Origin of the sequence: Bradyrhizobium guangdongense, from assembly GCF_004114975.1 — a bacterium.
Classification (GTDB): Bacteria; Pseudomonadota; Alphaproteobacteria; order Rhizobiales; family Xanthobacteraceae; genus Bradyrhizobium; species Bradyrhizobium guangdongense.
Map to the genome: position 1 here is coordinate 3,873,066 of NZ_CP030051.1, position 22,758 is coordinate 3,895,823.

The following is a 22,758-nucleotide window of genomic DNA, read 5'->3' on the forward strand; positions in this document are numbered from 1 at the left end:
AGGGGGAAAACGCTCGGCCCGCCCATTTCGCGACATCGCTTCAAACTTTCGCGGCGGCTCCAAAAATTCGGCGGCGGCCCTCTGCAACACTCGTCCACAATAGCGGCGCTGTGCGGCTCATGGAGGCTGCATGACCGGACAGCTTGACCTGGACCTCCTGGAGGACCTGACCGAGCAGAGCTCCGTGGTGGTGAATGTCGGCTCGGGATCTCGGAAGGGTCGGCGCCGACCGCGCAGTGTGTCTCTACCGTTCCAGCGCATCGCGAGGGTGGCGCGTGAGCAGGAGGAAGCCCCGCCGGCACCAGACTCACCAGCGGCCGCCGCAAGCCCGCCTGAGGCCTGTCCGGACGTGTTGGCGACACCGGCCGGCCCATTTATGCGGCTTGCCCGGACGAAGTCCGAGCTGGTGGCAGTGCTGAGGGCGCGCAAGGAAGCCCTGAACCTGAGCCACGAGAAAATCGATCAGCTGGTCGGCTGGGCCGATCGCCTGTCGACCAAGGCGCTGGCGCCGGTACCGAAGAAGGGAATGAGCGGCGACATGCTGCAGGCGGTCCTGGACGCCCTAGGGCTGGGCGTAGCCGCGGTGGTGCTGGTCGAGGATCCCGAGCAGTCCGAGCAGATGCGCCCAAGGTGGACACCTCGCGGCCCGACTGGCCCGAGGCCTGATGGTGCGTTGTTAGACCTGCGCGGCGAAGCGATGCTCCAGTCCACAACGGAGGACCACGATGGCGAACAAGCCCCACATCAGTTTCCGGCCGAGCGTTGAGCTCGATGCTGCGATCCGTGCCGCGGCGTCGAAAGACCGCCGGCCGGTCTCGTCCTTTGTCGCCAACCTCGTCGAGGACGCGCTTGCCGCCAAGCAGGCAAACCATCAGCACAGCGAGGCGGCGTGAGGCTTATGTCGATGCTCCGAAAGAAGGCAGAAGCCCCAGCGCCTGCGGCGCCTGGCCGCGCTGCTGAGATCGCGGCCAAGGTCGATGGCGCGCGCGCGGTGCTCGCCTCGCTGGAGGCTGAGCTCGAGCATTTGATCTTGGACGCGGTCGACCGCAAGGCCGGTGCCGCCGAAAAGCTTTCCACGCACCGTGGCAAGGTGGAAGCCGCAAGGACGGCCGTCGACGAGCTGAAAGTCGCCCAGCGCCTGGCCGCTCGCCTCGAGCGCGAGGACACGGCAGAACGGGATGCGCAGGCGCGCTCGGGTCAACTGGCAGAGCTACGCTCTCGTATGGCCGACCGCGGCAAAGCGATGGCCACCGTGCTGGAAGCCGCGGCAACGATGGCGAAGGCCTATGGGGAGTTCATCGTCGCTTCGGAGCAGGCCCGAGCGGCCGCCCCCGACGGCACGGCGCTGCCCGACATCGGGGTAGGACCGAATGGACTCTGCGGCCGGAGCTTCGGCCCGCTGGATCGGCTCATTGCTGCAGAGCTTTGGCGCCTCGCGCCGCAGCGAGCCCCCGACTCCAACGCCTACATTGCGCTGCCGTTTGCGGCGCCCATCACCGAGATGCACCGGCTCAAGCCCGCCTTGACGCCCCCGGCGCTCGCCGAATTTGAGGCGGCCGACGCGGCCGTGCTCGCCGACATCGAAAAGCAGGTGAAGCAGCTTCACGCCGCGGACCTGACCGCAATCGAAACAACGGAGGTCGCGGCATGATCGATCCATCTTCCCTCACCAGCGAACAGGCCGGTGAGAAACTTGCCGCGATGGCAAAGGAATACGCGGCGGCGTCCGCGACCAACTCCGCCGCGCCCCAGCCGACGGCCGAAGAATTGGTCGCCCAGCAGCGGGCGGCCGCGGAGAAGCGCGACGCCGAAAACGTGCTCGACCACCTGGTCAAGGCAGGCCTCTCTCCTGAAATCACGGAGGCCGGCGCGGAGGTGCAGCAGTACATCGACGGAAAACGTTCAATCACCCCGGCTCTGCGCGCTGCGGTCGACGCGAAGATCGAGAGTTGGAAGCGTGACAGCGAATTCCAGAAGAAGCTTTTCAGTGGAGAACCCGAAGCAATTCGTCTGCTCAATATCGCCAGCGCGATGCGCATTGCGCCCGTGAAAGAAGCACCCAAAACGGAGAGCCAAAATGCATGACTACGTCGTCACGTGTGTGAACCCCAGAACCGGAGAATTCAAGCCGGCGACCTTGGCGCTCAACGACCTTCAACTCGCTCGCGCGAAGCGCTTTGAACTCGTGTTCGAACCGAGCATGACCCGCGCGATCCCAGAAGGCTTCATGCCCTGCGAAACCTTCGCTACGCCATAGACAAGGAAAGATTTGACATGACCAACGTGACGCACACGTCTCTGAGTTCTCACTCGGCGGTATTTCAGTTAGCCGGCTCGACCGTTTCAGCTTTCGTCACCGGAACGATTGCCGATCTCATCGATCAGCCCGAGCTCCTACAGCTGGTTGGCGGGCAGTGGCGGAGTTTGGACCCGCCCATGAAGTTCTCGGCCGCAGACCGAGGTGGCGTTAAGCAAGCCAAGTTCAATTCTGCCGCTACAGGGTTTCGTTGGAATATCCCGCAAGCCGGCGCCGCGGGCGCGCACGTCGTCTCGACCAGCGTAACGAGCTCGTGATGGGCGCAATCGAAACCTTCATCGAGGAGTTGCGCGCTGAGCCCGCCTTGTCCGGCCATGCCAACCAGTTCGAGGCGGCTTTCAAGGCAAGCCGCATAGAGGCCGCGAAGAACAAGCACGCCAACAACTTTCTTGCCGCGCTGCGATTGATCGTCCAGCGCCAGGATAAGTCGCTCGTCGAGCGCTTCGATGCAATCCTGAAGCTCACCGCGTTCAAGGGCCCGGTGGTTGGGTCGGTGAGCAAGCTGGTTGGATGGGCCTAAGCATGGATGCCAACATCAAAATTGAGCTTACCCCAGACATGGTGATCGCGATTGTTCGCGCTCAGGATCGCTGGCCGCCCAGCGAGCCGACGCCGCCGGGTTTCTTCGACGTGCAGGCGCGGATCAGCGAGGCTCTCGACGCGAATCCAGCGGCAAAGGAAGCCGTCAAGCTGGCTGAGGGCGATGGGCGATAGGGAAACGTCTGCGATCCTTGGGCTCAAGCGTGAGCTGAAGGCAGCCCGCGGGAGAGCCCGCGATCTCGCTGTGCAGAACGAAAGCTGGCGCGCTGTTGCTCAGACGCTGCGGAAGCTCGCCGGCATCGATGATAGCCAATTTGCGAACGTGTTGAAATCGGAGTCATTGACTGAGTAGGTAGCGCGCACCTCAAGCGCGTTGCGGCCTGGGCAAGCCGGAATCAGCCCCGCCTTTGGACATCGGCGCAAACGTCTTTCGGAGCTCCGCCGGATCGGAGCTGGCCCGATCCGAAAGCTCGTCCCATGTTCTCCTGCTATTTGCGCCGGTTCGCTCTTGCGGCAATTGTATTCGCCGCGTCTTGCCCTGCGATCGCGCAGCAATTCCCCGTGGTACCTGACCGGTCAGTGATCGGCCGCACCGGCACCGGCACCGGCTCGGGGCCCTCGCAAGCAATTCCTTTTGCGACGCTACAGGCCCAGATGGGCATCGCGAGCCAGCCGGAGTTCTACGCGACCGCATACGGCGTGAAATGCGATGGTGTCACCGACGACTCGGCTGCCGCGCAATCAGCGATCACGGCCGCCGCCGGCGCGCCCGTCGTCTTCCCCTCCGGCACCTGCGTCATCACCGCGACGCTCAACTATACGACCTCGGCCTCGTCCTTCTTCGCGCAGGGCCTGCAGATCCGTGGGCAGGGACGCGAGAAGACGATCTTCGATAGCCGGATCGCCAATGGCTACCTGTTCTCGGTCGATACGCAGGCCGATGGCAAATTCCACTCCGGGTCGATCTTCAAGGACTTCAAGATCACGACGCTGGCCGGCTCGCCTCCGGCCGCATCGAGCGGCATCAAGCTGCACCGTGCCGCTTATGCATCGTTCGAAAACATCCAGATCACCGGCATTTCCGGTGACGGCATCGACATCCCGGCGAGTGCGGGTGATCCGGACGCTTCTTTCGTCGTCTCTTTGGATCACATCCGGATGGACAGTGTCGCGGGCTGGTGCGTCAACCTGAATGCGCCAAGCGGTGGCTACTTCGGCTCGAACCTGCGGGTCACCAATTCGTCGTTCCAGTCGTGCGGAACGGCCAGCGCGAGCGTGCCCCCGACGTCGGGCGCCTTCCAGATCAAGGGATTGATCGCGCAATTCGAGAACATGGGGTTCACGACGAACAACAACGTCGACCTCTATGTGCAGGGCGCCGATTCTTCGCTCCAGATCACGATCGACGGCGTCGACTTCGAAAACCTGAAGTCCTCCGTGCTTCCTCACATCTACGTCGATGGCGGCCTGCGCGGCTTCATCATGCAGAATTCGGAGTGTTTGAACAACGACCTGTTCGTTGCGCAGGGCTGCGTCTGGTTCAACTCCGCGGCCGCGCCGATTGGCAACATCAAGATTGACAAGGTCGAGGTGCGCGCGACCACAAACAACAATAGCTATACGGCGTTCAAGGCGACCGGCGCGAACACGCTGACGGACACCATCCGCATCAGCGACATTTATTGGCAGACCTTCGACCTAACCGGGCAGACACGCTTCTCGGGTTTCAATTTCGCGCCGATTAGTGGGCAAATTCGGCTTGCCGTCGCCGGCACAAACAGCATCACTCTGACGCCGGTCGGATTTGGCGCGTCCTTGCCGATCAAATTGGCCTCCACCGGCGAATGGGTCAACGTTCAGCTGACGACCGGCATTACCCAGGCGATCGGTCCGCTAAGTGCAAACACGACTTATGATTTTTATGCCTACAATTCGGCATCGGCTAATGCGCCGTACTCGATCGTGCTTGAGGCCAACACTACTGCGCCGACCGTCGACGCGTCGGGTGGCTACAACGTCAAGACGGGCGACAGCACGCGCACGTTCGTCGGCACCATCACCACGGACGGCAGTGGCAACTTCACGACGTCATCTGCCGCTTCGAGCTGGTACGCGCCTCAGAGTCCCGTCACGCTGAGCGATGACACGACCACGAATGCGACCATGTTTCCGCTGTGGGCGGCAGCGACGGGCGGCGCATATCCGATCAAGACCAGCACGACGAAGCTGGCGTTCAACCCGTCGAGCGGCACTCTGGCCGCAACAGTGTTCTCCGGCTCTGGTGCAAGCCTGACAGCGCTGAATGCGTCGAATCTAGGTAGCGGAACGGTGCCATCGGCCCGTCTCGGCTATGCCGCCAAGACGGACATGCAGACCCCGAGCTCGAGCACATTGCTCGTACCTCCGGCGCAGGTTCAGAACCACCCTGGGACCGCGAAGTTCTTCGCCCGGTTTGACGGCAAGACCGGATCGACCTGCACTTTGAAGGACAGCTACAACGTCGCAAGCTGCACGCGAAACGGCACCGGTGATTACACGTTGACCTTCACCACGGCCTTTGCGGATGCGAACTATGCCGTGACGGGGACCGCAACAAACACCGGCACGAATCTCGGCTTCGTTTATGTGAGCAGCCTGGCGAACGTCACGGCTGGCTCGGTGCGGTTTCTGTGTGTGAGCCCGAGCATTGTGGGGCAGGATTGCGACTTCGTCAGCGTGGCTGGCTATGGGCCGCAGTAAGCAGCGGAGCTGGCCTAGGGCGAATCCGATCGAATAATGACAAGGGTCCCCGCGTCGCCCAATTGCTCGACGGTGTTGTCGATGAACGTCAATAGGTGTTTTTTAAGCGCTGGATCCTCGATCTCTTTCAACAAGTGATGGGCGAGGCTGTTCGCCAGCAAGAGCGAGTGCGAATTGAAATCGTCCAGAATTCCTGAGGCGTCTTTGCCCCGCATTAAATTGCGAAGCATTGTTTGTTCGTCGGCGCTCCCACCGAGCTGCGGCGGGGCCGTCATGACGTGGAGGAGATCTCCATTGCGATGAGGAGGAAGGGTTAGATAGTGTGATAGGACGACGAGTGTAAAATTGGCGAACTTATATTCGATCACGCCCATGTTTGGCTTCGGGCCGAAACTCGATTTTGCGCCGCCGATTGCCACGCAATACACAAGAGCAAGGTTCGCATCGACCCCCGATCCTCCAAGTCGAATTTTTGTGTGTTTATCGTCGTTGCTTAGGTATCGATCCGAAGCGAGATCGGGAGGACGCCGAGAAAAGACGACAAAGAACCCGCCCTTCTTAGGAGCGTCCGTGAGAGCGCTTGTTGTAGTTTCGGTGTCGTCTTGAAGGAGAAGGGTTTGCTTTAGCGTTGAGAATTCTGCGCTGTTTGGGCTCACATGAACAGAGTACTTCTGCGTTCGGATCTCGGAGCCACATGCATCATAACCAAATCGCTCGGCATGTTCGAAGAAGATCAAAAGATCGCCATTTGGCCTCTCAGCGACCGAGAATAGGCTCCGGTCGCGGCCGTTCACCTCCACCACAAACTCGGTTCTTTCGGCCATGAGATGTCCTTATCTTGCGTCGAGTGGTCGAGAGCAAAGGCGCTAGCGTAGGAGGGCCCAAATGATGGCTCCACCAGGGCCAGCATGCAGACTGTGGTGCGACGCCCAATGCGGTTCATTTGTCAGGCCATACAATCGCTCTTACTCTGCTGTCAGCCGGCAGTAGAGGGTCTGACTGCTGCGATCTCCGAGCTCGATGCCTCGCGGCATCCCCGGTACGCTCGCTGCAATCCCGCCGCTCGCCGGTAATTCTGCTACTCCAGTGACGAACAAATATTGGCAGGTTCTGTAGAAGAGTCCTGCATTATTGACGCCCGAGCGTGAGCCGACCAAAATTCCGTGGTTCAAAAGCCAAACCGCGATCAAAGCCGCAGCTGCGCCCGCGACCGCTGAAAAAAGTAGTCCGAAACGCCGCCCTTGCACCCTCATCTCCCGGCCGACCGGTCGCATGTTTTCGCAACTGCAGGGCGAGCGCAAGGGGCGTCTCCCGATTCTCGGAGTTTCGATGGCGGTCGCCGCCATCCGGCCGCCTCGACTCAGGCGCGCCCTTCTGCGGCGCAATACTGCGCTTTGTGGAGGCGAGAATGTCCCGTGTCCAAAAATTCCGATCGCATGAGGAACGCAGCGAGGCCAGACGCAAGTGGATGAACGTTCCTCCCGGCATGACCGAAGATCTTGCCGCTGAGTTTATGAGGAGATTGACTGCAGGCGATACGCTGCGGAAGATCACATCTGGGGATAAACGATGCGGTCCGGCTCTGGTCACCCCACAACGCTTCAAAAAGCACTGCGAATTGCATCCTGAGTGGGCGGTCGAAGCAAGGCGGCTTGCGCATGTGAATGAACAGGTCGCGGCACGTGTCCGGGCAACCGTCACGTGGAGGCTCGCGATAGACCGATCGGCTGAAAAACGCCGAACGGCAGAGAGATGCAAGAATGGCCACATTCGAACGCTCGAAAATACATTCTACGAGCAGCATCTGGGCTATCTCGTTCGGCGCTGCAAGGACTGCATTAAGAACCGAAGGCAGTTGCTTATGCCAAGCGCCGATCAAGTAAGGGCTTCGATCGCATCGCTTCACGAGGGCGCGACGTTGAGTTCTGCAGCGTCGCACGTGCAGCAATCCATGAGAAATTTCATACGGGCGAACCCGAAATTGGGCGCTCGGCTGCGATATATCTCCGACAAGAATGCGCACGCGCATCGGAGCGCTGCGCAGAGAGCCAGGCGCCAGTTTGCGGCCTCATCACTGACCCGCAACGACGGCCAAGATGCCTACGAAGCAGTTCGACAAGCGACTGCGCACGTTCCTGAAGATGAGCGCGAGGATGTTATGTCCAGAATGTTCGTCGCTATAGGCGAAGGCCGTTTGAAACTACCTGACGTTCGGTCTCGCGTTGGGGAGTTTCTCGCCGAGCAGCGACGGCGGCCGCGGGTGTATGGCGAGGCGCGATTTAGCCTCAACAATCCGCTGGGTGACGACAGCGACATGACGTGGCTCGATACAAAAACGGATGCTGACCGGCTTTGGGCATAGGCGCGCCGAGGCGCCCCGAAAGGGGATGGATTTCTTAACGCAAATCAGGTGTGATGCTCAGCGGAGCGTGAGAACTCCCGCCAAAGGCCCTTGCCGGGGCCCGTTTGGCACCAGGGCGTTGGCAGGGCGATCCTTGCCGGGATCAAACTCGCCAACGATTAGGACGCGCTGGTTAGCCGCCAGCGTGAACGGCACCACTATGCCGGGAGAGCGGCGGCTATACAAGACCCGAAAGGGGAAGGCCGTCGCGCATCGTCTCTGGCGATGTTCTCACCCTCCCGGCGCCAGTGCTGTCCGCTGGCACCCGGCCGTGAGAAGCCGGCTTATCCAGAGCACCACCATGTCTAACGTCATCACCTTCCCGGGGCGAAATCCCACGCCGCTGGGTAATCCATCGTTTGCGGGCAGGCATCTGCCACCTGAGAACATCCGGCCTGTCGAATTCCGCGTCTCAGGGCGCCAAAAGGCCGGCCGCGCACGCAACATCCTTCGGCACCCCTGCAATCGGGTATCTCTTGCAGTGACGATCGCTGGCAGGATCCAGCGAGGCGAGGAAATTGGGTGCTGGGGCGCCGATCCAGTCGACGAGCTAAGGAAGGGCGCCGCGGCAGCCCGGGAGGTCGCCCGGGCCCTCGACATCATCGCCGATGAATTCGCGCGGGAGGCTCAGCAATGAGCCAAATTGCCAACTTTCCGATGACTAGTCGCCACGCTCATCATGCGAAGGTGTTCAGCCGCATGGAGAGTGACGTTTGCGATCTGGAGCGCATGGGTCATATCGCTCTGTCGCAAATTCAGGAATGTCGCTCGCCGGATGACCGTGCGGCGAGTCGCGAACTCGAGCTCGCAGTGTTTGCCGTAGCTCAGCTGTTCGCCATGGCGAGCGCCTTCCGCATGAACTATGAGGCGGCCTATCGCGGCGAGGAGTGGCCCGAATGACGCGCCGGCGCCGGCGGCAGATGACGCACCGCAGGCGGCTGATGCGATAGGAGCCTGAGGCCCGCCATAACCGGCGGGCCTTGAGCACCAACGCCCGGACCTCTGAGGCGCTCTTGTGCGGAGAGACGGCCCCGGCTTCAGGGGGGCTTTTGGGGGGAGGCCGGGGCCGCTCCGCTTGCCCGTCGCCGGGCTAGCGAGACTCAGAAGCCACGGGGGCAGCCTTCGTTCCTGAAATTACGGGTGCCTCTCACCGGCTGCCGGCGTGGCCCATGATCGCAACGCGCGCGTCCCCGCGCTCGAAGTCGGGCCGAACGTCAGCGCCCCGGCTGCCGCAGCCCTGACAGACGAAGCGCGGCTCGAGGTCGGACAGCCGTATGTCGTCGGCCCAGAGATCTGCATCGAGCGCAATGTGATGACCGCAATGGCAATAGACCAGGACGCCGCGCAGGCCCATGGCGCGCATCTCGCCGAAGGTGATCTTCATCGGGCGGCCGTCGGCGTGCGTTGGCGAGTGGCGTCGAGGACGAGGCATGTCGCTATCGGAGCGACGCGCTGCCGAGAGTCAAATTGTCGATTACTGGTGGCTCGGAACGCGCCCGAGCTACTGCGCGTCGTGGGTGTGGAAAAGTGAATCCCGTAGCCCTCACTTTTCTTGGGCTCACTCCTCTTTGAATGTCTTACCCAGCGTCTGACCGCGGGGCCCCCTTATCTCATCGTGGGTGCACACCCTCATAAGTTTGATCGCACCAGCCGGAAGTTGCTTGTAAACTAGGAGTACGTCGCCTTCGAGGTGGCATTCTCTGTATTCTTTGAGGGGACCTTCGAGCTTGTGGTCCTTCATTCCGCGCGGTAGTGGTTTAGGCGGATTTGAGCGCTTGAACTCGTTGAACGCTTTCATTGCTTCCTTCAATGAATCAGTCTTGTAGCGCTCCCACGACTCCCTGAATCCTTTCGCAACCTCCCACTTTACTTCTTTCGTTGGCTTTTCGTCGGAGCTTGGCTTTCTGGCCATAGCTCAGTCACGATCAAGCCAAGCCAGCAAATCTACGACATTATCGAACTCGGCTTCGGGCTTTTCGGCATCGGCAGCGAGCACTGCGTCTACGAAATCTTTGCTGTAGCTGGCCGACGCGGGCCCGGTCACACCCGTAGTGCAGCCGGTGTTGGCCGTGAACGTTACGTTGTTGATGGCGCCCGCCGACACGCTAAAACTGCAACTGTAAAACTCGCCGGTGCCAGCGCTGCCCACGTATACGAGCGTGCCTCCGCTGGGCCCGGCATGATGGTGCTGGATGGTCGCCTCGACATCACCACCACAAACATAATTCACCGGCGCGCCGGTAAAGCCAGTCAGCAGCTGCGTCCCTTCAAATCCCTGAACAGTTTTCCTGATCGGCAGGAGGCGATCCAGCACGGCGCCAGTAAACCTATCATCAGCCTCGGCAGCTCGGGTCATGTTCTAGCCCTTCTTCTTCAATTCTTCGGGGACGCGGGCTTGGTTGACCATAGTCATCTGCATTTCGTAGACCGGCTCGCCATCTTGGTTGTATTGACCAACCATCTTACGCACATCCAACACGACAGCTTTGGCGCGTAACACCGTGCCATCTGAGAGGGTAAACTCGCTCCAACCTTCTTTGGACGAAACAATGTCTACGGGCTCCCTCGGGCCCGCAGGGTTGTAACCAAAGGCTACTTGTGGCGTCACGGCGGGCGGGGTCGGAGGAAGCGGCGGCGCCGCTTGGCGGTTGGGGATTGGCTGTTGTCTCTGCTTGCTCTTCGCCATCTACTCGCCCGCTGTCAGATGTAAGGAACCGGTATCACAAGAACAACTCCAAGGGAGGCCCAAATCTGCAACACGGCTGATGAATTTCGCGTAACGGGATCGGGATCAAAGTGAGACAATTTCGGCCTTGGACGTGGGCGACGGACCTGCCGTGCGCCAGCGGAAACACAAAATCCACCGCGTGAAGCCTCACGGGTGGGTGATCATCTCGGCGCCGTGTCCTCGGAGGAGGGGGCATCTGTCGGCCGTACCCGGTACCGGGGGCCTCGCATTCCTGCCTGGGAGCGTGTCCTTGCGGGGCTCTTTGATCCAGACTGCGAGAGGTTGCCAGCAACGCGCCGCGGCAACAATGCACCGCTCGGGTCTACGTCATCGCTGGTCGCATCCCGCAACGACCAGAGCTTGGCCGATAGCAAGATCGCGTCCCGGCCGGCAGGGCTGCGCGAGCGCGATGATCAGGAGCACCAGGCCGACCACTGCCGACGCGAATGCCAGCGCCGTCCACACGCGTTTATTGGCCATGTGTTGGACACGGCGGTGGAAGAAACGTCTAAGTGGCTGATTTTGTTGGCGCTCCCTAGCGGAATCGAACCGCTCTCTCCACCGTGAAAGGGTGGCGTCCTAACCGATAGACGAAGGGAGCAAACGCAAGGCCTGATCGCATCTGGCGACAGGCCCGCTAGCCGTCCGAGTCGAGCCCGGCGGCTTGCAGCGGGCGAACGTATAGTGACCTTTCGGCCCGTGGGCAAGGCCGTTCCGGAACGCTGTTCTGGCGGCGGTGGATAGCCGGCCCCGGGACTGTTCGGGCCGCGATTTCAACGGTTTCTTAGGGTTCCCCAGGCTAGCGCTGGCGGGGGAGATTTTTCGCCGATGCCACCGCCCAAGAAGCGCGCAGCCCGCAAGCTGCTGTCGCGGCACGCCTGGATCACGCTCGACGGCGGATTCGCGGCGCGGCATTGTCTGGTCCAGGACATCTCGGACTCGGGCGCCAAGATCACCATGGACGAGGATGCGAGCCAGCTTCCGGGCGTGATCCGGATGGCCTTTGCGCGGGACGCGCGGACCGGGCGGAGCTGCCAGGTGATCTGGCGCCGCGGCAAGTCGGCCGGCGTCCGGTTCCTCTAAACTCCAGGCCAGCCGGATGGCGCCTACGGGCGGTCCGGGCTACAAGGCGGGGCATGCGCCTTGCCGTCCTCGCCCTGATCTCCCTCACACTGACCGCCGCGGCCGGGGCCGAGACCCTGCGCCTGCCAGCGACCGAGCAGCCGCAGTCCGGCAAGACGCTGCCGCTGAAGGGGGCCGCCCCGGGGACGGCGAAGGCGACCAGCTGTGCCGCCTATGGCCGCGGCTTCTACATGGTCGAGGCCACCGGGACCTGCGTGAAGATCGGCGGCTCGATCAGTGTCGACACGGCGATCCGGCGCTGAGACAGGGCCCACCCCAAAAACACGAAAACAACCCCATGCACAGTAGAAGCGGGGTGCGGCCGAACCAGCGCGGCCAACGCAATTCCGTGCGCTCCCACCGCACCTTGGGCCGCCTCGGCGGCTCACGACATCGGCGGCGCCACGTGCTGGGCGAATCCCACCCGCTTGCCGAGCTCGGCGAGCCAGCGCGTCAGGTTCGGCTGCGCCGGCCTAGTGATGCCCTCGACCCCTAACCAGCGCCGCGCATAGGCGCCGACGGCAATATCGGCGAGCGTGAACGCATCGCCCTCCATGAAGGGGCGCGTGGCGAGCTGGCGGTCGGCGATCGCCCAGACCTCGGCCGCCGCATCGGCATCCTGCTGCACCTTGATCATGTCGCGCTCGGCGGGCGCGGTGCGCACGATGCCCCAGAACACCGGGCGGTCGACCGGCTGCACCGTCGACAGCGTCCAGTCGAGCCAGCGGTCGACGCCGGCTCTGCTCTTCGGCGCTTCCGGATAGATCGGCGTGCCGCGCCCATGCGCCAGACACAGATAGCGCATGATCGAATTCGACTCCCACAGCACGAAGTCGCCCTCGACCAGCGTCGGGATCCGCGCATTCGGGTTCATCGCAAGATAGTCAGGCTCACGCGTCTTGCCGTATTGCATGCCGGCGTCGATGCGCTGATAGGGCAGGCCGAGCTCGGCGAGGCACCACAGCACTTTCTGCACGTTGACCGAATTGGCGCGGCCCCAGATCGTCAGCTGTGTGTCCGGCATCGAGCGTCTCCCGCAGCATTTATTTGCCGCGGGTGATAGCGGAAATCGCCGCGAGCAGGCATGTACCTTGCCGCGCCCCTCTCATGCAAAAAGCTCCGCTTCGGGAAGCGGAGCTTTCATTGCAGCGCATCAGGCGCGACATCAAGCGTTTGCGCTGGCGCGACAAACGCGAAGACGCGTTTGCGCTGATATCAGTGGCCGAAGAACAGCCACAACAGAATGATCACCGGGATCGGCACACCCAGCAGCCACAACAAAATTCCGCGTCCCATCGCGTTCTCCTCCATCGCATTTGTCGGAGGGACAACACGGGCGGGGCGGCCTTGTTCCTGCGGCCCGGCCTTTACCAATGGCCGGTGTTGGGCATCGAAGCCCACGGCTCCTGCGGCGGCTTCGGCTCGCCCTTCTGCAACAGCTCGATCGAGTGCAGGTCGGGCGAGCGGACGAAGGCCATGTTGCCGTCGCGTGGCGGCCGGTTGATGGTGACGCCGGCCTTCTGCAGCTTCTCGCAGGTGGCATAGATGTCGTCGACCTCATAGGCGAGGTGGCCGAAGAAGCGGTCCTCGCCGTATGTCTCCTCGTCCCAGTTATAGGTGAGCTCGACCAGCGGCGCGCCGCGCGTCGGCGGCTGCTTCTTCAGCGCCTCGAGATCGTCAGACGAACACAGGAACACCAGCGTGAAGCGCCCCTTGTCGTTCTCGATCCGCCGCACCTCCTTCAGCCCCAGCGCATCCTGGTAGAACTTCAGCGCGACATCGAGATTGCGCACGCGCAGCATGGTGTGGAGATAACGCATGGTTGTTGCTCCCTTGGGGTGGGGTTTTGCTTTGGGCCGGGATGGCGAGGGAGAGATAGCAGGAAAGTCGCGGGAGGGGCAGGGGGGCTGGAAAACGACAAAGACGGGACTCGTCTTTAGAAACGCCGCTCCGCCGGGACGCACTGAAATTGCGCCTCGTTCGTAACGCCTAGGTTCTTGAGCCTAGGGCACGAAAACTCGTTGATCACGAAGTTGCATTCGGCTGGTTTCCCACCTCTAATCATGGGCATCCGGCCGTTGCACGCGCTCCATGGAATGCGTTGTTCGCACATATCCAAAAGAAGAGCTTTCGAGCTGTTGGACGGGTGGTTGGAGTAACTCATCTCGCCCGTCACTCGATTCAAAACGAGTTGATCGAATCCATTGTCCTCTCGCCGCGCAACAGCGACATAGGTGACGGTGTCAATCTGCTCAACCGCGTAGTTGTCCTGGCCGGTCCAGTCCATGACCAGGGTCTTAGCGACACCGTTCACGCTTTTAATTACGAGGGGACGTTCCTTTGTGAATTTTGTGGAGCAGATGTAGAACGCATCATCGGTGGTTACAGGTTGCTTATCGGCCTTCGAAGTGCCGCCACTGTTCTGCCACAGCGGATAGACGAAGATGGAGGCCCCAAGGCCAACAGCTAATCCAATGAGGAGACCAACAATCAAACGCATGGATTTCCTCGCAAGCTTCGATGTCTTTAGCTACTGAAGGACAACAGTACCAGCTCGTGTTATGTCGGTTTCAAGCTCAAACTTCTTACTCCGCGTGGATGGAGTTGCCGTTTCAAGATTCTCTGAGGACTCCAGACGTGGCACGATCCATTGAAGCCCCGCGGAAGAGGATCTTTGGTAAGCAACTCTTCGGCGTGATCCTAGTCTACCTTACGATTCGGGAGCGATTGGGTAGTCGGCAACGCAAGGTAGCATAACTTCCGAAGTCGAGTAGAATGGCGCCTTTCCTGACGCTTTCTATTTGAGGCCACAATAGCTTTCGATACTGCTTACCTCGGTCGATCTCTCGATAACAGGCTTCCTGACTTGTACGACACCGTGACTCGTGAAGTGAAGGCGCTTCAGAATAAGCACGCCGCCGCAGGGCGATTGAAAAGCGGAGCGACCCTCATTGCCTTCGAAGACATCGCCACCACCCTATTTATATCGACCGTGGCTGAGGCGTGTAGGTTCACTTTCGAGTTTGCCGGGGGCATGAGCCCGAAGCCCTCGCTTACCTTCAGAATTTCACCAACCGCGTCCAGCAGATCGTGATGGCTGAGATAACGGAGAAAGCCGATCGGCTGGGGCTCGGAGCGGTCACGGCCAATCACATCCACAAAGTGCGAACGAAGTTGGATCGGCTTAAAGAGCAAGCCATGGCCGACTTCTCGCACGGTATGCAAGGGAGCGAGCGCTTGAAAAAGGACCCGGTGGTGAGCGTCATCAACCACCAGACCAACAGTCCTGGAGCGATTCAGCAAGTCGGGATCGGTGATATTTTCTCACAGACCGCCTTTACGCAAAATCATAACGAACTTGCCGCCACGATTGACCGTGCCCTGGTCTCGCAGGAGTTTGCCCAGCTCTCACCAGAACAGAAGGAAGCCTTCAGCGATACTGCCGCGGTTGTGAAGGAGGAGGCCGTCAAGGCCGAACCGGACGTTGGGAAGCTCAAGCGCTGGGGCAGGCGGCTTGTTGACCTAGGGAAGGACTTAGGGATGAAAGTTGCCACGGCTGAGATCGCCCATCTCCTCGCAAAAATGTTTGGTGCCTAGATGGCTGACTCGTTCGAGGAACTGCTCGACTTGTCAGAATTCGATGGGCATTCTCAGGTCGCACGGTTCATCCACAAGGACAGTGACATCAACACGTACACCAGCACGTGGGAGTTTGTTTCCTACGCGTATCAGCGGGCCTTCGATGAGCTGGCAAGGAAAGTCTTTGAGGTGGGACGTCACAGGGCGAGCAACCTGGCTTACCCGCTGTTCTTCCTCGCGAGGCACTCAATCGAGCTTGAGCTCAAGAGCACTATCGCGGAGTATGCAAAAACCGACGAAGTCGAGCCTGACCTCGCGGGTCATCACCTATTGAACCTGTGGGACCAGCTTGGTGGCTACATGGAACGTTGGGGACTGCCCGCGGACGATGACTGGGGGCGGCTAGTCAGGCGTCTGCTTTCAGAGATTCAGGAAGCGGACCCGCGCGGCGACCGGTTCCGATACCCGCTTGATATCAAGGGGCGGCCGTTCGAGCGTACGTGGGTCGAGATTGAAGGTCTGATCCGCGCTCATAACAGCATCACGACGTACTTGGACGGTGGTGCGAACATGCACGCTGAGAAGTACAGAGGGTGAGAATAGCGTGGGTAAAGGTCAATTCCAAGATTACGGTGACAGTGCTGGACTGTCACCGTACCTCCGATCGCGTCCATCCCTACTTGCACTCAAAACTCCCCGCGCTCTCCGGATCGCCCTGGCCCTTGTACTGCGCGTGTTGCGGATAGGCGCAGAGCGGCCGGCTGCGGCCGGGAAAGGCGGGTCCCGTCGCGACCACCGCATCGGGCGCCTTGCCGTCTTCCACCCAGTTCACGACGGCGCTGAGGAGATCGAAATGGTCGAGCGTTGCGCCGCTCGAGCAGTGACCCATGCCGGGCACCAGGAAGGCCCGGCTCGATGTCTCCCGCACGCTCTCCATGCCGCCGGACTCTGCCGCCATGCGCTCGTAGTAATTCACGGTGTCGTTGGCCGAGAACCAGGGATCGCTCACGCCGTGGTAGAACAGCAGCTTGCCGCCATGGCCGAAATAGCTCGAAAGGTTGGTCCAGTAGGCGGTGTTGGCGAGGCGATCCAACCCGCTCGCGTTGACGCGGTCTTCGAGTTGATCGACGTTGATGCTTTCCCAGACAGGCGGTCCGACCGGACTGCGCGCGCCCGTGGTCAGGATGCCGGGAATGGCAACGCCTTCGGCGGCCACGCCGCTGTCCCACGGGTACGGCGGATAGACCTGCGTGCCGCGTGAATTCTTCGGTCCGGCAAAAGCTTTCCTGAGGGCATCGACCTGCGGTGGCGCCAGGCAGGTGTCGGTCTTGTCGCCCTTGCAGGTGAGGACCTCAGGATCGAATTGACAGGCCTTGGCGTCGAAGATCAGGCCATCCCTAACGCCGTCCTTGGCGTCGCAGGCCTCGAGGATCGCGTTCGTGATCAGCTTGCGCTCGGCGGCCGAAAAAGTCCTGGCGGGCTCCGGCTTGCCGGACGCATTTTTCGGCGCGATCTGGCTGAAGGCCGCGTTCGCCCAGGCGAGACCGATATTGGAATTGCCGGTGCGCATCGCAGGCGCGCCTGAAACGATGCCGTCGAATTGTTCGGGATAGCGCGCCGATGCCAGCATGCCTTCGCGACCGCCGGTCGAGCACCCCGTGAAGTAGGAATGCTTTGCGGGCTGGCCATAGTAGTGCGCGACGATCGCCTTGGCGGCCATCGTCACCTTGCCGACGGAGGCAGTGGCGAAGTTGAGCGCGGCTTCCTGGTCTTTCAGGAACGAGGCATCGAACACCGCGCCCTGATGACCGCTATCGGTCGAGACGACGGCAAAGCCGCGCGCCAGCGCCGGCACCTCGCCGGCCGCCTGGTAACCCAGCGGCGGCCGGATCGTGCCGTTCAAGCCGCCGCCGCCCTGAAACAAGAAACGGCCGTTCCAGCGATCGGGCAGGGCGACGGCAAAGCCGATCGCGTAAGGTTTGCCCTCGACGCCCACGCGCTGATCGATCACGCCATCCACGCGGCAGTTCGGCGGCAGCGCCATCGACACGGTGGCCGGGGCCGGCGGCGACGGCTGCACGGTCCCCGGCGGGGCCTCCGGCACTTCCTCGGCCTTGGTGACTGTCGCCGTCGATCCCGGCATCTTCCAGCCGGTCAAGTCGGCGCATTTGAGCGCAGGCGGTATGTTGGCGGAATCGTCGGCGCTTGCCGGCGAGATCGCGATGAGCATGATGGCCGCGATGAGAGCCGGGAAGGCCATCGCGCCATCAAGCGCCACGTTTCTTTTTCTCCGCATCGTTCTTCCCTGACGTTTCCGGATTTTATTATGGTGCACCTGACGAACGGCTGGCCGCCGACGATCATCGTGAATGGTGAAAGCCGTCTGAACCCTTGTCAAGCCAGCGCGACTAAGCTGCATGATCAGGACAAAGACGCGCGTCTGGCTGCTGCTTCTCCTTTTCGCGATCCCTGCGAACGACTGCTCCGCGCAGACTGCGCCGCCGCCACTCGACGAACATGCATTCGAGCGCGCGCCGCCGACGGTCGTGAAGGGATTGGCGACCCGCTTTTCGCTGGGCGCATTCGCCGGCCGCTTCGAGGAGACGCGGCTCGGTGAGGTCCGCGATGCCGTGGGCCAAGGAACCATCCAACATCAGGGCGACGCTGGAGATAGCATCTATTGGCTGTGTTATCGGCGCGCGAAGGATCGATTGTGGGTCGTCTCCAGCGGAGAGATGGGCGGCCCGGATCATCTCGTCACGGAGATCGTCGAAGAGCTCACCGAGAAAGACGGGAGGACGTCGACGGATTGCGCCATCATACCGGACAAGTTCTCGCCCGTCGTCGTCGACGACAAGCTGCATTTGGGCATGTCGCGTCAGGAGGTCATCACGGCGCTCGGACCACCGTCGAAGTCGGAAGCTGCTCAGATGGTGTATTCTCACGAGGGAAAGCTCGCACACGGCTTCGACGAAACCGCCTGGCTCATTCTCGGATTTCGTGAGGACAAGCTCGTGTCCATGCGCGGCGGCAAGACCACGACGAATTGAAGTGGTTGCGAGCAGCGCTCCTGCTTCACAGCGCGATGCTGGCGACAAGCGCTCGCTCCCGCACCAGCCCCATTACATACCCCAGCTTCTCAACCACCTTCGAAACGACAGTGCATCCGCAAACTCAACCCATCCTATGCGCTTGCGGCGTATGCACGCGAAAGCATCTTTCTTACCTGTTCGGGCTGATGTATCGTCAGGTCGAGCCGCCAACGAGGTGTGCCGAAATCTCGTCGGTTACCGGCGGCCTTTATGCCCACGGCGGGCAAGACCTTCATCATTATTCGCAAGCCCGGCGTCGTGACGACCAGCTCGTCGCGGCCGGATATTTCATGATTTCAGAAGGAATTCAGCCATGCATTTCTGTCTCACAGGGCAATACACGCCGCGTGCTCTCAGTGCGATCCTGGAAAACCCCGCGACCAATCGCCAGGAAGCGGCAGCAAAGTTGATCGAAGCCGCCGGTGGAAAGCTGGTGTCGATGTACAGCGTTGCCGCTGACGGGCCCGGCGTTCTCGTGATCTTCGACGTACCTGACCCGAGCGCAGCACCGGCGATCTCGGGGCTGACCGTCACCACAGGTGCGCTGCAGAACGTGAAGCTGACGCGGCTGTTCACTCAGGACGAGATCAAGCAGGTGCGGCAGAATGCAGTCAAGCTGCGCGGGTCCTACAAGCCGCCGGGCAGCTGATTTCTGTCGTCATTCCGGCAGCCTTGTCGAGCGGCCGCACATCCCTCGAAAGGCCCGTCGCCGGCAGGCCTTTCAGGAGGGAAAAGGCGTTATTTCACCAGCGTCTCGCCTCGGCGCGCTCGCTTCGCGGCCCTGCCGCGATTGATGAACTGAACGCCGATGAACTCGCCATTGATCCAGGCGAGCTCGCAGTGCCGGTAGGCGAGGCCAATGGGGGACAGCACCAGGAAAAACTCCTTCTGGCCGATATCCGTCACCGCGCCGTCGATCACCAGCTTCGCGCCCATTTCGGAGACGTCGTGGATCCGGCAGGCGCGCTGCCATGTACCGTCGATCGCCATGACGCGCGCGTCGATGGGCCGCTCGAACGCGACGCGCCTGTCCTTGCGTTGTTCTCCCTCACTCATCAAGCCCCCGCTGATGATCCCAGGCAGCACTCCAGCCTAGGGCAAGAAGCTTGAACTTCGGTGAACGGTCGCCCCTGGGAACGAGATCGACATTGGCTCCGGCCGCATCGGCGAGCCTTAGCTTCTGCAGCATCGATTTCCTCGCGCGCGTTAACCAATGTGAATGCCGGAATCCTGTGCCGCCGGGACCATGCGGCTTTCAAGTCGAGGGGCGTTCCCATGTTTGATGCCGATACCAGAGCCTTGCTGCGCAGCATTTTGGACGAGGTCTGCGGACAGATCGACCAATATCAGATCGCCACGCGAGCTCACGTCGCGGCGCAGATCCTCGCGGCCGCCGGTCGCGATGCGACGCCTGATCATATCAGGGAAGCGGGGATCGATGCGTTGAAGAGCGCGCCCACGATGTGGCGATAAGCGGCAACACCACGTCGCTTGTCATCCGAATGCGAACCACGCGAGCACCGCGAACACCGGAATAATGGCGATGCCGAACAGCACCAGCGGCGCGGGCTCGTTTCCGGTGCGGTCGTCTCTCATGTCGGCTTCCTCGCGATAGCTCCGCTTCGCCCTGCGGCGCGGCGGGTCAGGAAATCTCTTTCGGCAGATCCCATTCCGCCTTCGGCTCGAACGGCTCCGACTTGAGCCGGCGTCGGTATTCGCGCGCCGCCGCGAGAAGGTTTTGCTTGACCTCCTCGTCGGCGGTTTGTGCGGCGAGGGCTTCGGCCCGGTCGGCCTGGTGCTCGAGGGATTCTCTCGTCATGCACGGCCAACTCTGCGGCGGGGCGTGCGTTCCAGACCGGCTTCGTGCTTCATCTTGTCGATCAGTTCGGAAGCCTCGGCTTTCGTCAGCTTGTGCTTCAGCTTGTCCTTGGGAACAGGCTTGTGAGCCTGCTCGGCGAGGGTGGTGAGATAGGATTCCTGCGCGCCGGTCATCGGATCATCGCCGGACACCCAGTCCTTCGGATCCTTCTGCGTGTTGTCAGCCATGACCTCTCCTTTCCTGACAAATCTGCTTTTCCGACCAACGTCGGACTCGACTCTTCGTTCCGTTTTTGTTCTCATGCGATCATCTTCACAGGACGGGGCAAACCATGCCGGACCTGAACCAGCTCAGGCGCGAGATCGAGACCATGCGGGGCCAGCTCGGGCGGCAACGGAAAGACATCCTGACGCTGCAGCGGGCGGGGATCGGGACGGCTTCGGCCGAAGCGTTGCTGTCGCGGATGCACGCCGGGATCGAGACCCTCTGTGCGCAGCGAGACGCGCTGAACGGCGCGGAGCCGCCTCGCAAGGGCAGGGTGTTCGGAGGACGGAATCGGTGAAGGAGCCTCTCAGGTATTTCAGCGACGAGCCTGAACTTTCGCCCTTCCTCGCGGCGCTCCACGATGTCCGGCTCAAGGCGACGCGTGAAGGATGGTGCTATGCGCACGTCCAGGCCATCATCGTTGCCATCGACCAGTACGCCGAAGCCGCAACGGGCAATCGCGATTATTTTCTGAACAAGCCGCACTCCATCGGCCGGCCGCATCGGAGCGATGTGCCTTAGCGTCGACCAGCGTTATATCGCCGTCATCATTGCAACAGGCGCGGACGCGCGTGCAGGTGCGCGCGCGATTACAAATCCGTAAAAGCGATTGAAACATGAGGCGCCCGAACTATCTCTGCACCAGGCGGCAGCGTTACAAGCCGCCCTTCAACTGACCCGGCCAACAGCCCCGGACCGGGCCCTTCTTATTCCCCACGCGTTGGCCCTGCCTCACTGGCCTCAGAGGCGCTGAACATGGCTGCCCGCACCTATCACCACGAACGCTGGTCGGACGACGACGACCGGCTGCTTCGCAGCATGTGTGAAACCGGAAAGAGCCTGACCTTGATGATCGTCAAGCTGAAGCGGCCGATCGCGTCGATCAGGTCGCGCGCCATCGAGCTCGGACTACGTCTTCCCGGCACGCGCATCGGACTGCGGCGGAAGCACAAGCCGCCGGCGTGATCGGTCCCCAACTCGCGCCAGTGTCGCCGCGCGGCAAAAACAGCTCGCCAAGCAAAGAGGCCGCCAACGCGGCGGCCTCCAATTGTCGTGGCGATGCCAGAAAGAACGACATCACAGCGGCGGCAGGCCCGGTCCCGACCCCGGACCGAACGGACCGGGAAAACAGCCCGGACCCCGCAAGCCGCCGGCGATGACGCCGCCGACCCACTCGACGGCATGGACGATGGCGTTGCCGATGGCGCGGAAGGCATCGCCCAGCCAGTTGCCGCCGACAATCGACTCGAGCTCGGCATCCGTCAGCTCGATCATTCCCTCACGTGCGTGATCACTGTTCTGCATGGTTCTCTCCTGATGAGATCGGGCGGCGGACCATTCCGCCGTCGACGGGGAGCGCTCTCCCCTTGCACCTGTGATCGCAGGAGTACGTCGAATGAGGGCTGGCCTGCTGTGACCGTCGTCACAAAGCAAATGGCCGGGTCCGAACCCGATCGAGGCTCGCGGCGACCAACGGTTGAAAACAGGGGTCCTTCGCCGTGAGCTGGTTCAAAAGATATCTGGTGGGCGGCACGACCGGCGAGGCGGTACACGGCATGATCTCAGGCAAGGCGGAGTGAGCGGCCATGCTCGACGCCTTGCTCGGCTTCGTCTTCGAACTGGTCCTCAATCTGGTCGGGACCGCCATCGTCAAACTGTTCGGCGTGGACAACGCCGCTGAAGTTGCGAGCGTCATCATCGGCTTCGGCATTCTCGCGATCGGCTTCGCCGTCGCCGTGTGGGGGCATTGAAGAGCGACCGCCAGCGACGATCGCTCGCTGTCGCGCGCTTGCCGGTTAGGCCGCGATCCGCTGCTCGGCCGGCGCCGTCAGATACTTCAGCACTTCGGCATGCTCGAGATCTGGAACCGCGATCGCCGTGTGGCTGTAGGTCGCGTGGCTGCGCGACTTTGCGATTCCGTCCAGGATCTCTTTGCCCTTGATGACGTGCAGGCCCATGCCGTCTCCGGACGGGAAGATCGCCAGCACGACATCGTAGGCCGCGATGACGGTTTTGAGGGCCGCGGCCTTGTCTTCGGCGACATCGACAAATACGCGAACATCGGCTGCGAGTTCACGCAGCTCGTCAAAATTCAGCACTTTTTGGGTACTCCAACGCAACAGGACTGCAGGGAGAGTGGCGGCGTTGGGTTACCAG

Annotated in this window: 39 protein-coding genes, 1 tRNA gene and 1 pseudogene; 22 read left to right on the forward strand and 19 right to left on the reverse strand. The window is 61.7% G+C overall.

The annotated features are described in order from the left end of the window. Positions 1-130: 130 nt before the first annotated feature. The 9 genes from X265_RS18490 (at position 131) to X265_RS18525 (ending at position 5,596) form a co-directional block, all read left to right on the forward strand. Entirely contained in the window at positions 131-766 is a 636-nt protein-coding gene (locus tag X265_RS18490; RefSeq protein WP_128966104.1) for a hypothetical protein, read from the forward strand. Next, positions 726-893: a hypothetical protein gene (locus X265_RS40555; RefSeq protein ID WP_164938661.1), complete on the forward strand. Its 168-nt coding sequence runs from the start codon at positions 726-728 to the stop codon at positions 891-893. Before X265_RS18490 ends, X265_RS40555 begins: the two co-directional genes overlap by 41 nt. A gap of 98 nt (positions 894-991) precedes the next feature. Then, complete coding sequence (locus X265_RS18495) at positions 992-1,651, forward strand: hypothetical protein (protein ID WP_128966105.1); 660 nt, start codon at positions 992-994, stop codon at positions 1,649-1,651. Then, positions 1,648-2,085: a hypothetical protein gene (locus tag X265_RS18500; RefSeq protein WP_128966106.1), complete on the forward strand. Its 438-nt coding sequence runs from the start codon at positions 1,648-1,650 to the stop codon at positions 2,083-2,085. The genes X265_RS18495 and X265_RS18500 overlap by 4 nt, the downstream gene beginning before the upstream one ends. Continuing rightward, entirely contained in the window at positions 2,078-2,257 is a 180-nt protein-coding gene (locus X265_RS18505; RefSeq protein WP_128966107.1) for a hypothetical protein, read from the forward strand. Before X265_RS18500 ends, X265_RS18505 begins: the two co-directional genes overlap by 8 nt. Before the next feature lie 17 nt (positions 2,258-2,274). Beyond that, positions 2,275-2,574, forward strand: a complete 300-nt coding sequence (locus tag X265_RS18510) for a hypothetical protein (RefSeq protein ID WP_128966108.1) — start codon at positions 2,275-2,277, stop codon at positions 2,572-2,574. Next, positions 2,574-2,837, forward strand: coding sequence for a hypothetical protein (locus X265_RS18515; RefSeq protein ID WP_128966109.1), 264 nt, complete (start codon positions 2,574-2,576; stop codon positions 2,835-2,837). The genes X265_RS18510 and X265_RS18515 overlap by 1 nt, the downstream gene beginning before the upstream one ends. 2 nt (positions 2,838-2,839) lie before the next feature. Then, complete coding sequence (locus tag X265_RS18520) at positions 2,840-3,031, forward strand: hypothetical protein (protein WP_128966110.1); 192 nt, start codon at positions 2,840-2,842, stop codon at positions 3,029-3,031. Positions 3,032-3,418: 387 nt separating this feature from the next. After that, the gene (locus X265_RS18525; protein ID WP_164938662.1) at positions 3,419-5,596 is read left to right on the forward strand and encodes a glycosyl hydrolase family 28-related protein; all 2,178 of its coding nucleotides are present in this window, start codon (positions 3,419-3,421) and stop codon (positions 5,594-5,596) included. A 14-nt stretch (positions 5,597-5,610) separates the two neighbouring features. Here X265_RS18525 and X265_RS18530 read toward each other — a convergent pair whose 3' ends face one another. Further along, entirely contained in the window at positions 5,611-6,420 is an 810-nt protein-coding gene (locus tag X265_RS18530) for a hypothetical protein (protein ID WP_128966112.1), read from the reverse strand. Positions 6,421-7,004: 584 nt separating this feature from the next. Between X265_RS18530 and X265_RS18535 the strand changes: the two genes are divergently transcribed. Then, positions 7,005-7,958, forward strand: a complete 954-nt coding sequence (locus tag X265_RS18535; protein WP_128966113.1) for a hypothetical protein — start codon at positions 7,005-7,007, stop codon at positions 7,956-7,958. A 672-nt stretch (positions 7,959-8,630) separates the two neighbouring features. Further along, the gene (locus X265_RS18540; RefSeq protein WP_128966114.1) at positions 8,631-8,897 is read left to right on the forward strand and encodes a hypothetical protein; all 267 of its coding nucleotides are present in this window, start codon (positions 8,631-8,633) and stop codon (positions 8,895-8,897) included. Positions 8,898-9,144: 247 nt separating this feature from the next. Here the strand turns inward: X265_RS18540 and X265_RS18545 are convergent, their stop codons facing one another. From X265_RS18545 to X265_RS18565, 6 genes are all read right to left on the reverse strand, one after another. Next, the gene (locus X265_RS18545; protein WP_128966115.1) at positions 9,145-9,429 is read right to left on the reverse strand and encodes a hypothetical protein; all 285 of its coding nucleotides are present in this window, start codon (positions 9,427-9,429) and stop codon (positions 9,145-9,147) included. 126 nt (positions 9,430-9,555) lie between these two features. Beyond that, positions 9,556-9,909 carry a type II toxin-antitoxin system RelE/ParE family toxin gene (locus X265_RS18550; protein ID WP_128966116.1) on the reverse strand — a complete coding sequence of 118 codons (354 nt, stop codon included), beginning with the start codon at positions 9,907-9,909 and terminating at the stop codon, positions 9,556-9,558. Between the two features lie 3 nt (positions 9,910-9,912). Continuing rightward, positions 9,913-10,353 (reverse strand): hypothetical protein, encoded by a 441-nt coding sequence (locus X265_RS18555; protein ID WP_128966117.1) that lies wholly within the window; start codon positions 10,351-10,353, stop codon positions 9,913-9,915. 3 nt (positions 10,354-10,356) lie between these two features. After that, complete coding sequence (locus X265_RS18560; RefSeq protein ID WP_128966118.1) at positions 10,357-10,683, reverse strand: hypothetical protein; 327 nt, start codon at positions 10,681-10,683, stop codon at positions 10,357-10,359. Between the two features lie 369 nt (positions 10,684-11,052). Next, positions 11,053-11,205, reverse strand: coding sequence for a hypothetical protein (locus tag X265_RS40560; RefSeq protein WP_164938663.1), 153 nt, complete (start codon positions 11,203-11,205; stop codon positions 11,053-11,055). A gap of 46 nt (positions 11,206-11,251) precedes the next feature. Then, positions 11,252-11,326 (reverse strand) — tRNA-Glu (locus tag X265_RS18565). A gap of 227 nt (positions 11,327-11,553) precedes the next feature. On the opposite strand from X265_RS18565, the gene X265_RS18570 reads away from it, so the two are divergent. Together X265_RS18570 and X265_RS18575 are read left to right on the forward strand one after the other, a co-directional pair. Continuing rightward, positions 11,554-11,808 (forward strand): PilZ domain-containing protein, encoded by a 255-nt coding sequence (locus X265_RS18570; protein ID WP_128966119.1) that lies wholly within the window; start codon positions 11,554-11,556, stop codon positions 11,806-11,808. 53 nt (positions 11,809-11,861) lie between these two features. Next, positions 11,862-12,110 carry a porin gene (locus X265_RS18575; RefSeq protein WP_128966120.1) on the forward strand — a complete coding sequence of 83 codons (249 nt, stop codon included), beginning with the start codon at positions 11,862-11,864 and terminating at the stop codon, positions 12,108-12,110. Between the two features lie 122 nt (positions 12,111-12,232). Here the strand turns inward: X265_RS18575 and X265_RS18580 are convergent, their stop codons facing one another. The 4 genes from X265_RS18580 to X265_RS18595 form a co-directional block, all read right to left on the reverse strand. Then, positions 12,233-12,871 (reverse strand): glutathione S-transferase family protein, encoded by a 639-nt coding sequence (locus tag X265_RS18580; protein WP_128966121.1) that lies wholly within the window; start codon positions 12,869-12,871, stop codon positions 12,233-12,235. Positions 12,872-13,062: 191 nt separating this feature from the next. Further along, positions 13,063-13,248: a hypothetical protein gene (locus tag X265_RS41075; RefSeq protein ID WP_128966122.1), complete on the reverse strand. Its 186-nt coding sequence runs from the start codon at positions 13,246-13,248 to the stop codon at positions 13,063-13,065. After that, entirely contained in the window at positions 13,215-13,667 is a 453-nt protein-coding gene (locus tag X265_RS18590; RefSeq protein ID WP_128966123.1) for a VOC family protein, read from the reverse strand. Before X265_RS18590 ends, X265_RS41075 begins: the two co-directional genes overlap by 34 nt. Positions 13,668-13,783: 116 nt before the next feature. After that, positions 13,784-14,347, reverse strand: coding sequence for a hypothetical protein (locus X265_RS18595; protein ID WP_128966124.1), 564 nt, complete (start codon positions 14,345-14,347; stop codon positions 13,784-13,786). Between the two features lie 593 nt (positions 14,348-14,940). Between X265_RS18595 and X265_RS18600 the strand changes: the two genes are divergently transcribed. Together X265_RS18600 and X265_RS18605 are read left to right on the forward strand one after the other, a co-directional pair. Further along, on the forward strand, positions 14,941-15,444 hold the full coding sequence (locus X265_RS18600; RefSeq protein ID WP_128966125.1) for a hypothetical protein: 504 nt from the start codon (positions 14,941-14,943) through the stop codon (positions 15,442-15,444). Next, on the forward strand, positions 15,445-16,023 hold the full coding sequence (locus X265_RS18605; RefSeq protein ID WP_128966126.1) for a hypothetical protein: 579 nt from the start codon (positions 15,445-15,447) through the stop codon (positions 16,021-16,023). A gap of 79 nt (positions 16,024-16,102) precedes the next feature. Here the strand turns inward: X265_RS18605 and X265_RS42315 are convergent, their stop codons facing one another. Together X265_RS42315 and X265_RS42320 are read right to left on the reverse strand one after the other, a co-directional pair. Beyond that, positions 16,103-16,642: a tannase/feruloyl esterase family alpha/beta hydrolase gene (locus X265_RS42315; protein WP_373291649.1), complete on the reverse strand. Its 540-nt coding sequence runs from the start codon at positions 16,640-16,642 to the stop codon at positions 16,103-16,105. Positions 16,643-16,696: 54 nt separating this feature from the next. Further along, positions 16,697-17,845: pseudogene (locus X265_RS42320) on the reverse strand (tannase/feruloyl esterase family alpha/beta hydrolase); the annotation flags it as partial. Here X265_RS42320 and X265_RS18615 point away from each other — a divergent pair. Together X265_RS18615 and X265_RS18620 are read left to right on the forward strand one after the other, a co-directional pair. Continuing rightward, complete coding sequence (locus X265_RS18615) at positions 17,844-18,476, forward strand: hypothetical protein (protein ID WP_128966127.1); 633 nt, start codon at positions 17,844-17,846, stop codon at positions 18,474-18,476. The pseudogene X265_RS42320 and the gene X265_RS18615 sit on opposite strands and share 2 nt — an antisense overlap. Before the next feature lie 355 nt (positions 18,477-18,831). Then, positions 18,832-19,167 carry a GYD domain-containing protein gene (locus X265_RS18620; RefSeq protein WP_128966128.1) on the forward strand — a complete coding sequence of 112 codons (336 nt, stop codon included), beginning with the start codon at positions 18,832-18,834 and terminating at the stop codon, positions 19,165-19,167. An 89-nt stretch (positions 19,168-19,256) separates the two neighbouring features. On the opposite strand, the gene X265_RS18625 is transcribed toward X265_RS18620, so the two are convergent. Together X265_RS18625 and X265_RS40565 are read right to left on the reverse strand one after the other, a co-directional pair. Further along, entirely contained in the window at positions 19,257-19,574 is a 318-nt protein-coding gene (locus tag X265_RS18625; RefSeq protein WP_128966129.1) for a PilZ domain-containing protein, read from the reverse strand. Then, positions 19,567-19,707, reverse strand: a complete 141-nt coding sequence (locus X265_RS40565) for a hypothetical protein (protein WP_164938665.1) — start codon at positions 19,705-19,707, stop codon at positions 19,567-19,569. The genes X265_RS18625 and X265_RS40565 overlap by 8 nt, the downstream gene beginning before the upstream one ends. Before the next feature lie 86 nt (positions 19,708-19,793). Between X265_RS40565 and X265_RS18630 the strand changes: the two genes are divergently transcribed. Further along, positions 19,794-19,991, forward strand: a complete 198-nt coding sequence (locus X265_RS18630) for a hypothetical protein (RefSeq protein ID WP_128966130.1) — start codon at positions 19,794-19,796, stop codon at positions 19,989-19,991. 169 nt (positions 19,992-20,160) lie between these two features. On the opposite strand, the gene X265_RS40570 is transcribed toward X265_RS18630, so the two are convergent. Further along, positions 20,161-20,337 (reverse strand): hypothetical protein, encoded by a 177-nt coding sequence (locus X265_RS40570; RefSeq protein WP_164938666.1) that lies wholly within the window; start codon positions 20,335-20,337, stop codon positions 20,161-20,163. After that, a complete protein-coding gene (locus tag X265_RS18635) occupies positions 20,334-20,564 on the reverse strand; it encodes a DUF3072 domain-containing protein (protein WP_128966131.1) in 231 nt (76 codons plus the stop codon). The genes X265_RS40570 and X265_RS18635 overlap by 4 nt, the downstream gene beginning before the upstream one ends. Before the next feature lie 104 nt (positions 20,565-20,668). On the opposite strand from X265_RS18635, the gene X265_RS18640 reads away from it, so the two are divergent. The 3 genes from X265_RS18640 to X265_RS18650 all read left to right on the forward strand — a co-directional run bounded on the left by X265_RS18640 (position 20,669) and on the right by X265_RS18650 (position 21,567). Continuing rightward, positions 20,669-20,899 carry a hypothetical protein gene (locus X265_RS18640; protein ID WP_128966132.1) on the forward strand — a complete coding sequence of 77 codons (231 nt, stop codon included), beginning with the start codon at positions 20,669-20,671 and terminating at the stop codon, positions 20,897-20,899. Continuing rightward, positions 20,896-21,123, forward strand: coding sequence for a globin family protein (locus X265_RS18645; protein ID WP_128966133.1), 228 nt, complete (start codon positions 20,896-20,898; stop codon positions 21,121-21,123). Before X265_RS18640 ends, X265_RS18645 begins: the two co-directional genes overlap by 4 nt. Positions 21,124-21,357: 234 nt before the next feature. Next, positions 21,358-21,567 (forward strand): hypothetical protein, encoded by a 210-nt coding sequence (locus tag X265_RS18650; protein ID WP_128966134.1) that lies wholly within the window; start codon positions 21,358-21,360, stop codon positions 21,565-21,567. A gap of 111 nt (positions 21,568-21,678) precedes the next feature. On the opposite strand, the gene X265_RS18655 is transcribed toward X265_RS18650, so the two are convergent. Beyond that, positions 21,679-21,906 (reverse strand): hypothetical protein, encoded by a 228-nt coding sequence (locus tag X265_RS18655; protein ID WP_128966135.1) that lies wholly within the window; start codon positions 21,904-21,906, stop codon positions 21,679-21,681. Between the two features lie 281 nt (positions 21,907-22,187). Between X265_RS18655 and X265_RS40575 the strand changes: the two genes are divergently transcribed. Further along, positions 22,188-22,352 carry a hypothetical protein gene (locus X265_RS40575; RefSeq protein WP_164938667.1) on the forward strand — a complete coding sequence of 55 codons (165 nt, stop codon included), beginning with the start codon at positions 22,188-22,190 and terminating at the stop codon, positions 22,350-22,352. A 45-nt stretch (positions 22,353-22,397) separates the two neighbouring features. Here X265_RS40575 and X265_RS18660 read toward each other — a convergent pair whose 3' ends face one another. After that, positions 22,398-22,700: a hypothetical protein gene (locus X265_RS18660; RefSeq protein WP_128966136.1), complete on the reverse strand. Its 303-nt coding sequence runs from the start codon at positions 22,698-22,700 to the stop codon at positions 22,398-22,400. Between the last annotated feature and the right edge of the window lie 58 nt (positions 22,701-22,758).

Excerpts from the sequence above, each read along its gene's own strand:
- X265_RS18490 (WP_128966104.1), top strand. The coding sequence starts at position 131 with ATGACCGGACAGCTTGACCTGGACCTCCTGGAGGACCTGACCGAGCAG.
- X265_RS40555 (WP_164938661.1), top strand. The coding sequence starts at position 726 with ATGGCGAACAAGCCCCACATCAGTTTCCGGCCGAGCGTTGAGCTCGAT.
- X265_RS18500 (WP_128966106.1), top strand. The coding sequence starts at position 1,648 with ATGATCGATCCATCTTCCCTCACCAGCGAACAGGCCGGTGAGAAACTT.
- X265_RS18505 (WP_128966107.1), top strand. The coding sequence starts at position 2,078 with ATGCATGACTACGTCGTCACGTGTGTGAACCCCAGAACCGGAGAATTC.
- X265_RS18510 (WP_128966108.1), top strand. The coding sequence starts at position 2,275 with ATGACCAACGTGACGCACACGTCTCTGAGTTCTCACTCGGCGGTATTT.
- X265_RS18515 (WP_128966109.1), top strand. The coding sequence starts at position 2,574 with ATGGGCGCAATCGAAACCTTCATCGAGGAGTTGCGCGCTGAGCCCGCC.
- X265_RS18520 (WP_128966110.1), top strand. The coding sequence starts at position 2,840 with ATGGATGCCAACATCAAAATTGAGCTTACCCCAGACATGGTGATCGCG.
- X265_RS18530 (WP_128966112.1), bottom strand. The coding sequence starts at position 6,420 with ATGGCCGAAAGAACCGAGTTTGTGGTGGAGGTGAACGGCCGCGACCGG.
- X265_RS18535 (WP_128966113.1), top strand. The coding sequence starts at position 7,005 with ATGTCCCGTGTCCAAAAATTCCGATCGCATGAGGAACGCAGCGAGGCC.
- X265_RS18540 (WP_128966114.1), top strand. The coding sequence starts at position 8,631 with ATGAGCCAAATTGCCAACTTTCCGATGACTAGTCGCCACGCTCATCAT.
- X265_RS18545 (WP_128966115.1), bottom strand. The coding sequence starts at position 9,429 with ATGCCTCGTCCTCGACGCCACTCGCCAACGCACGCCGACGGCCGCCCG.
- X265_RS18550 (WP_128966116.1), bottom strand. The coding sequence starts at position 9,909 with ATGGCCAGAAAGCCAAGCTCCGACGAAAAGCCAACGAAAGAAGTAAAG.
- X265_RS18555 (WP_128966117.1), bottom strand. The coding sequence starts at position 10,353 with ATGACCCGAGCTGCCGAGGCTGATGATAGGTTTACTGGCGCCGTGCTG.
- X265_RS18560 (WP_128966118.1), bottom strand. The coding sequence starts at position 10,683 with ATGGCGAAGAGCAAGCAGAGACAACAGCCAATCCCCAACCGCCAAGCG.
- X265_RS40560 (WP_164938663.1), bottom strand. The coding sequence starts at position 11,205 with ATGGCCAATAAACGCGTGTGGACGGCGCTGGCATTCGCGTCGGCAGTG.
- X265_RS18570 (WP_128966119.1), top strand. The coding sequence starts at position 11,554 with ATGCCACCGCCCAAGAAGCGCGCAGCCCGCAAGCTGCTGTCGCGGCAC.
- X265_RS18575 (WP_128966120.1), top strand. The coding sequence starts at position 11,862 with ATGCGCCTTGCCGTCCTCGCCCTGATCTCCCTCACACTGACCGCCGCG.
- X265_RS18580 (WP_128966121.1), bottom strand. The coding sequence starts at position 12,871 with ATGCCGGACACACAGCTGACGATCTGGGGCCGCGCCAATTCGGTCAAC.
- X265_RS18590 (WP_128966123.1), bottom strand. The coding sequence starts at position 13,667 with ATGCGTTATCTCCACACCATGCTGCGCGTGCGCAATCTCGATGTCGCG.
- X265_RS18595 (WP_128966124.1), bottom strand. The coding sequence starts at position 14,347 with ATGCGTTTGATTGTTGGTCTCCTCATTGGATTAGCTGTTGGCCTTGGG.
- X265_RS18600 (WP_128966125.1), top strand. The coding sequence starts at position 14,941 with ATGGCTGAGATAACGGAGAAAGCCGATCGGCTGGGGCTCGGAGCGGTC.
- X265_RS18605 (WP_128966126.1), top strand. The coding sequence starts at position 15,445 with ATGGCTGACTCGTTCGAGGAACTGCTCGACTTGTCAGAATTCGATGGG.
- X265_RS18615 (WP_128966127.1), top strand. The coding sequence starts at position 17,844 with ATGATCAGGACAAAGACGCGCGTCTGGCTGCTGCTTCTCCTTTTCGCG.
- X265_RS18620 (WP_128966128.1), top strand. The coding sequence starts at position 18,832 with ATGCATTTCTGTCTCACAGGGCAATACACGCCGCGTGCTCTCAGTGCG.
- X265_RS18625 (WP_128966129.1), bottom strand. The coding sequence starts at position 19,574 with ATGAGTGAGGGAGAACAACGCAAGGACAGGCGCGTCGCGTTCGAGCGG.
- X265_RS40565 (WP_164938665.1), bottom strand. The coding sequence starts at position 19,707 with ATGCTGCAGAAGCTAAGGCTCGCCGATGCGGCCGGAGCCAATGTCGAT.
- X265_RS18630 (WP_128966130.1), top strand. The coding sequence starts at position 19,794 with ATGTTTGATGCCGATACCAGAGCCTTGCTGCGCAGCATTTTGGACGAG.
- X265_RS40570 (WP_164938666.1), bottom strand. The coding sequence starts at position 20,337 with ATGACGAGAGAATCCCTCGAGCACCAGGCCGACCGGGCCGAAGCCCTC.
- X265_RS18635 (WP_128966131.1), bottom strand. The coding sequence starts at position 20,564 with ATGGCTGACAACACGCAGAAGGATCCGAAGGACTGGGTGTCCGGCGAT.
- X265_RS18640 (WP_128966132.1), top strand. The coding sequence starts at position 20,669 with ATGCCGGACCTGAACCAGCTCAGGCGCGAGATCGAGACCATGCGGGGC.
- X265_RS18650 (WP_128966134.1), top strand. The coding sequence starts at position 21,358 with ATGGCTGCCCGCACCTATCACCACGAACGCTGGTCGGACGACGACGAC.
- X265_RS18655 (WP_128966135.1), bottom strand. The coding sequence starts at position 21,906 with ATGCAGAACAGTGATCACGCACGTGAGGGAATGATCGAGCTGACGGAT.
- X265_RS40575 (WP_164938667.1), top strand. The coding sequence starts at position 22,188 with ATGCTCGACGCCTTGCTCGGCTTCGTCTTCGAACTGGTCCTCAATCTG.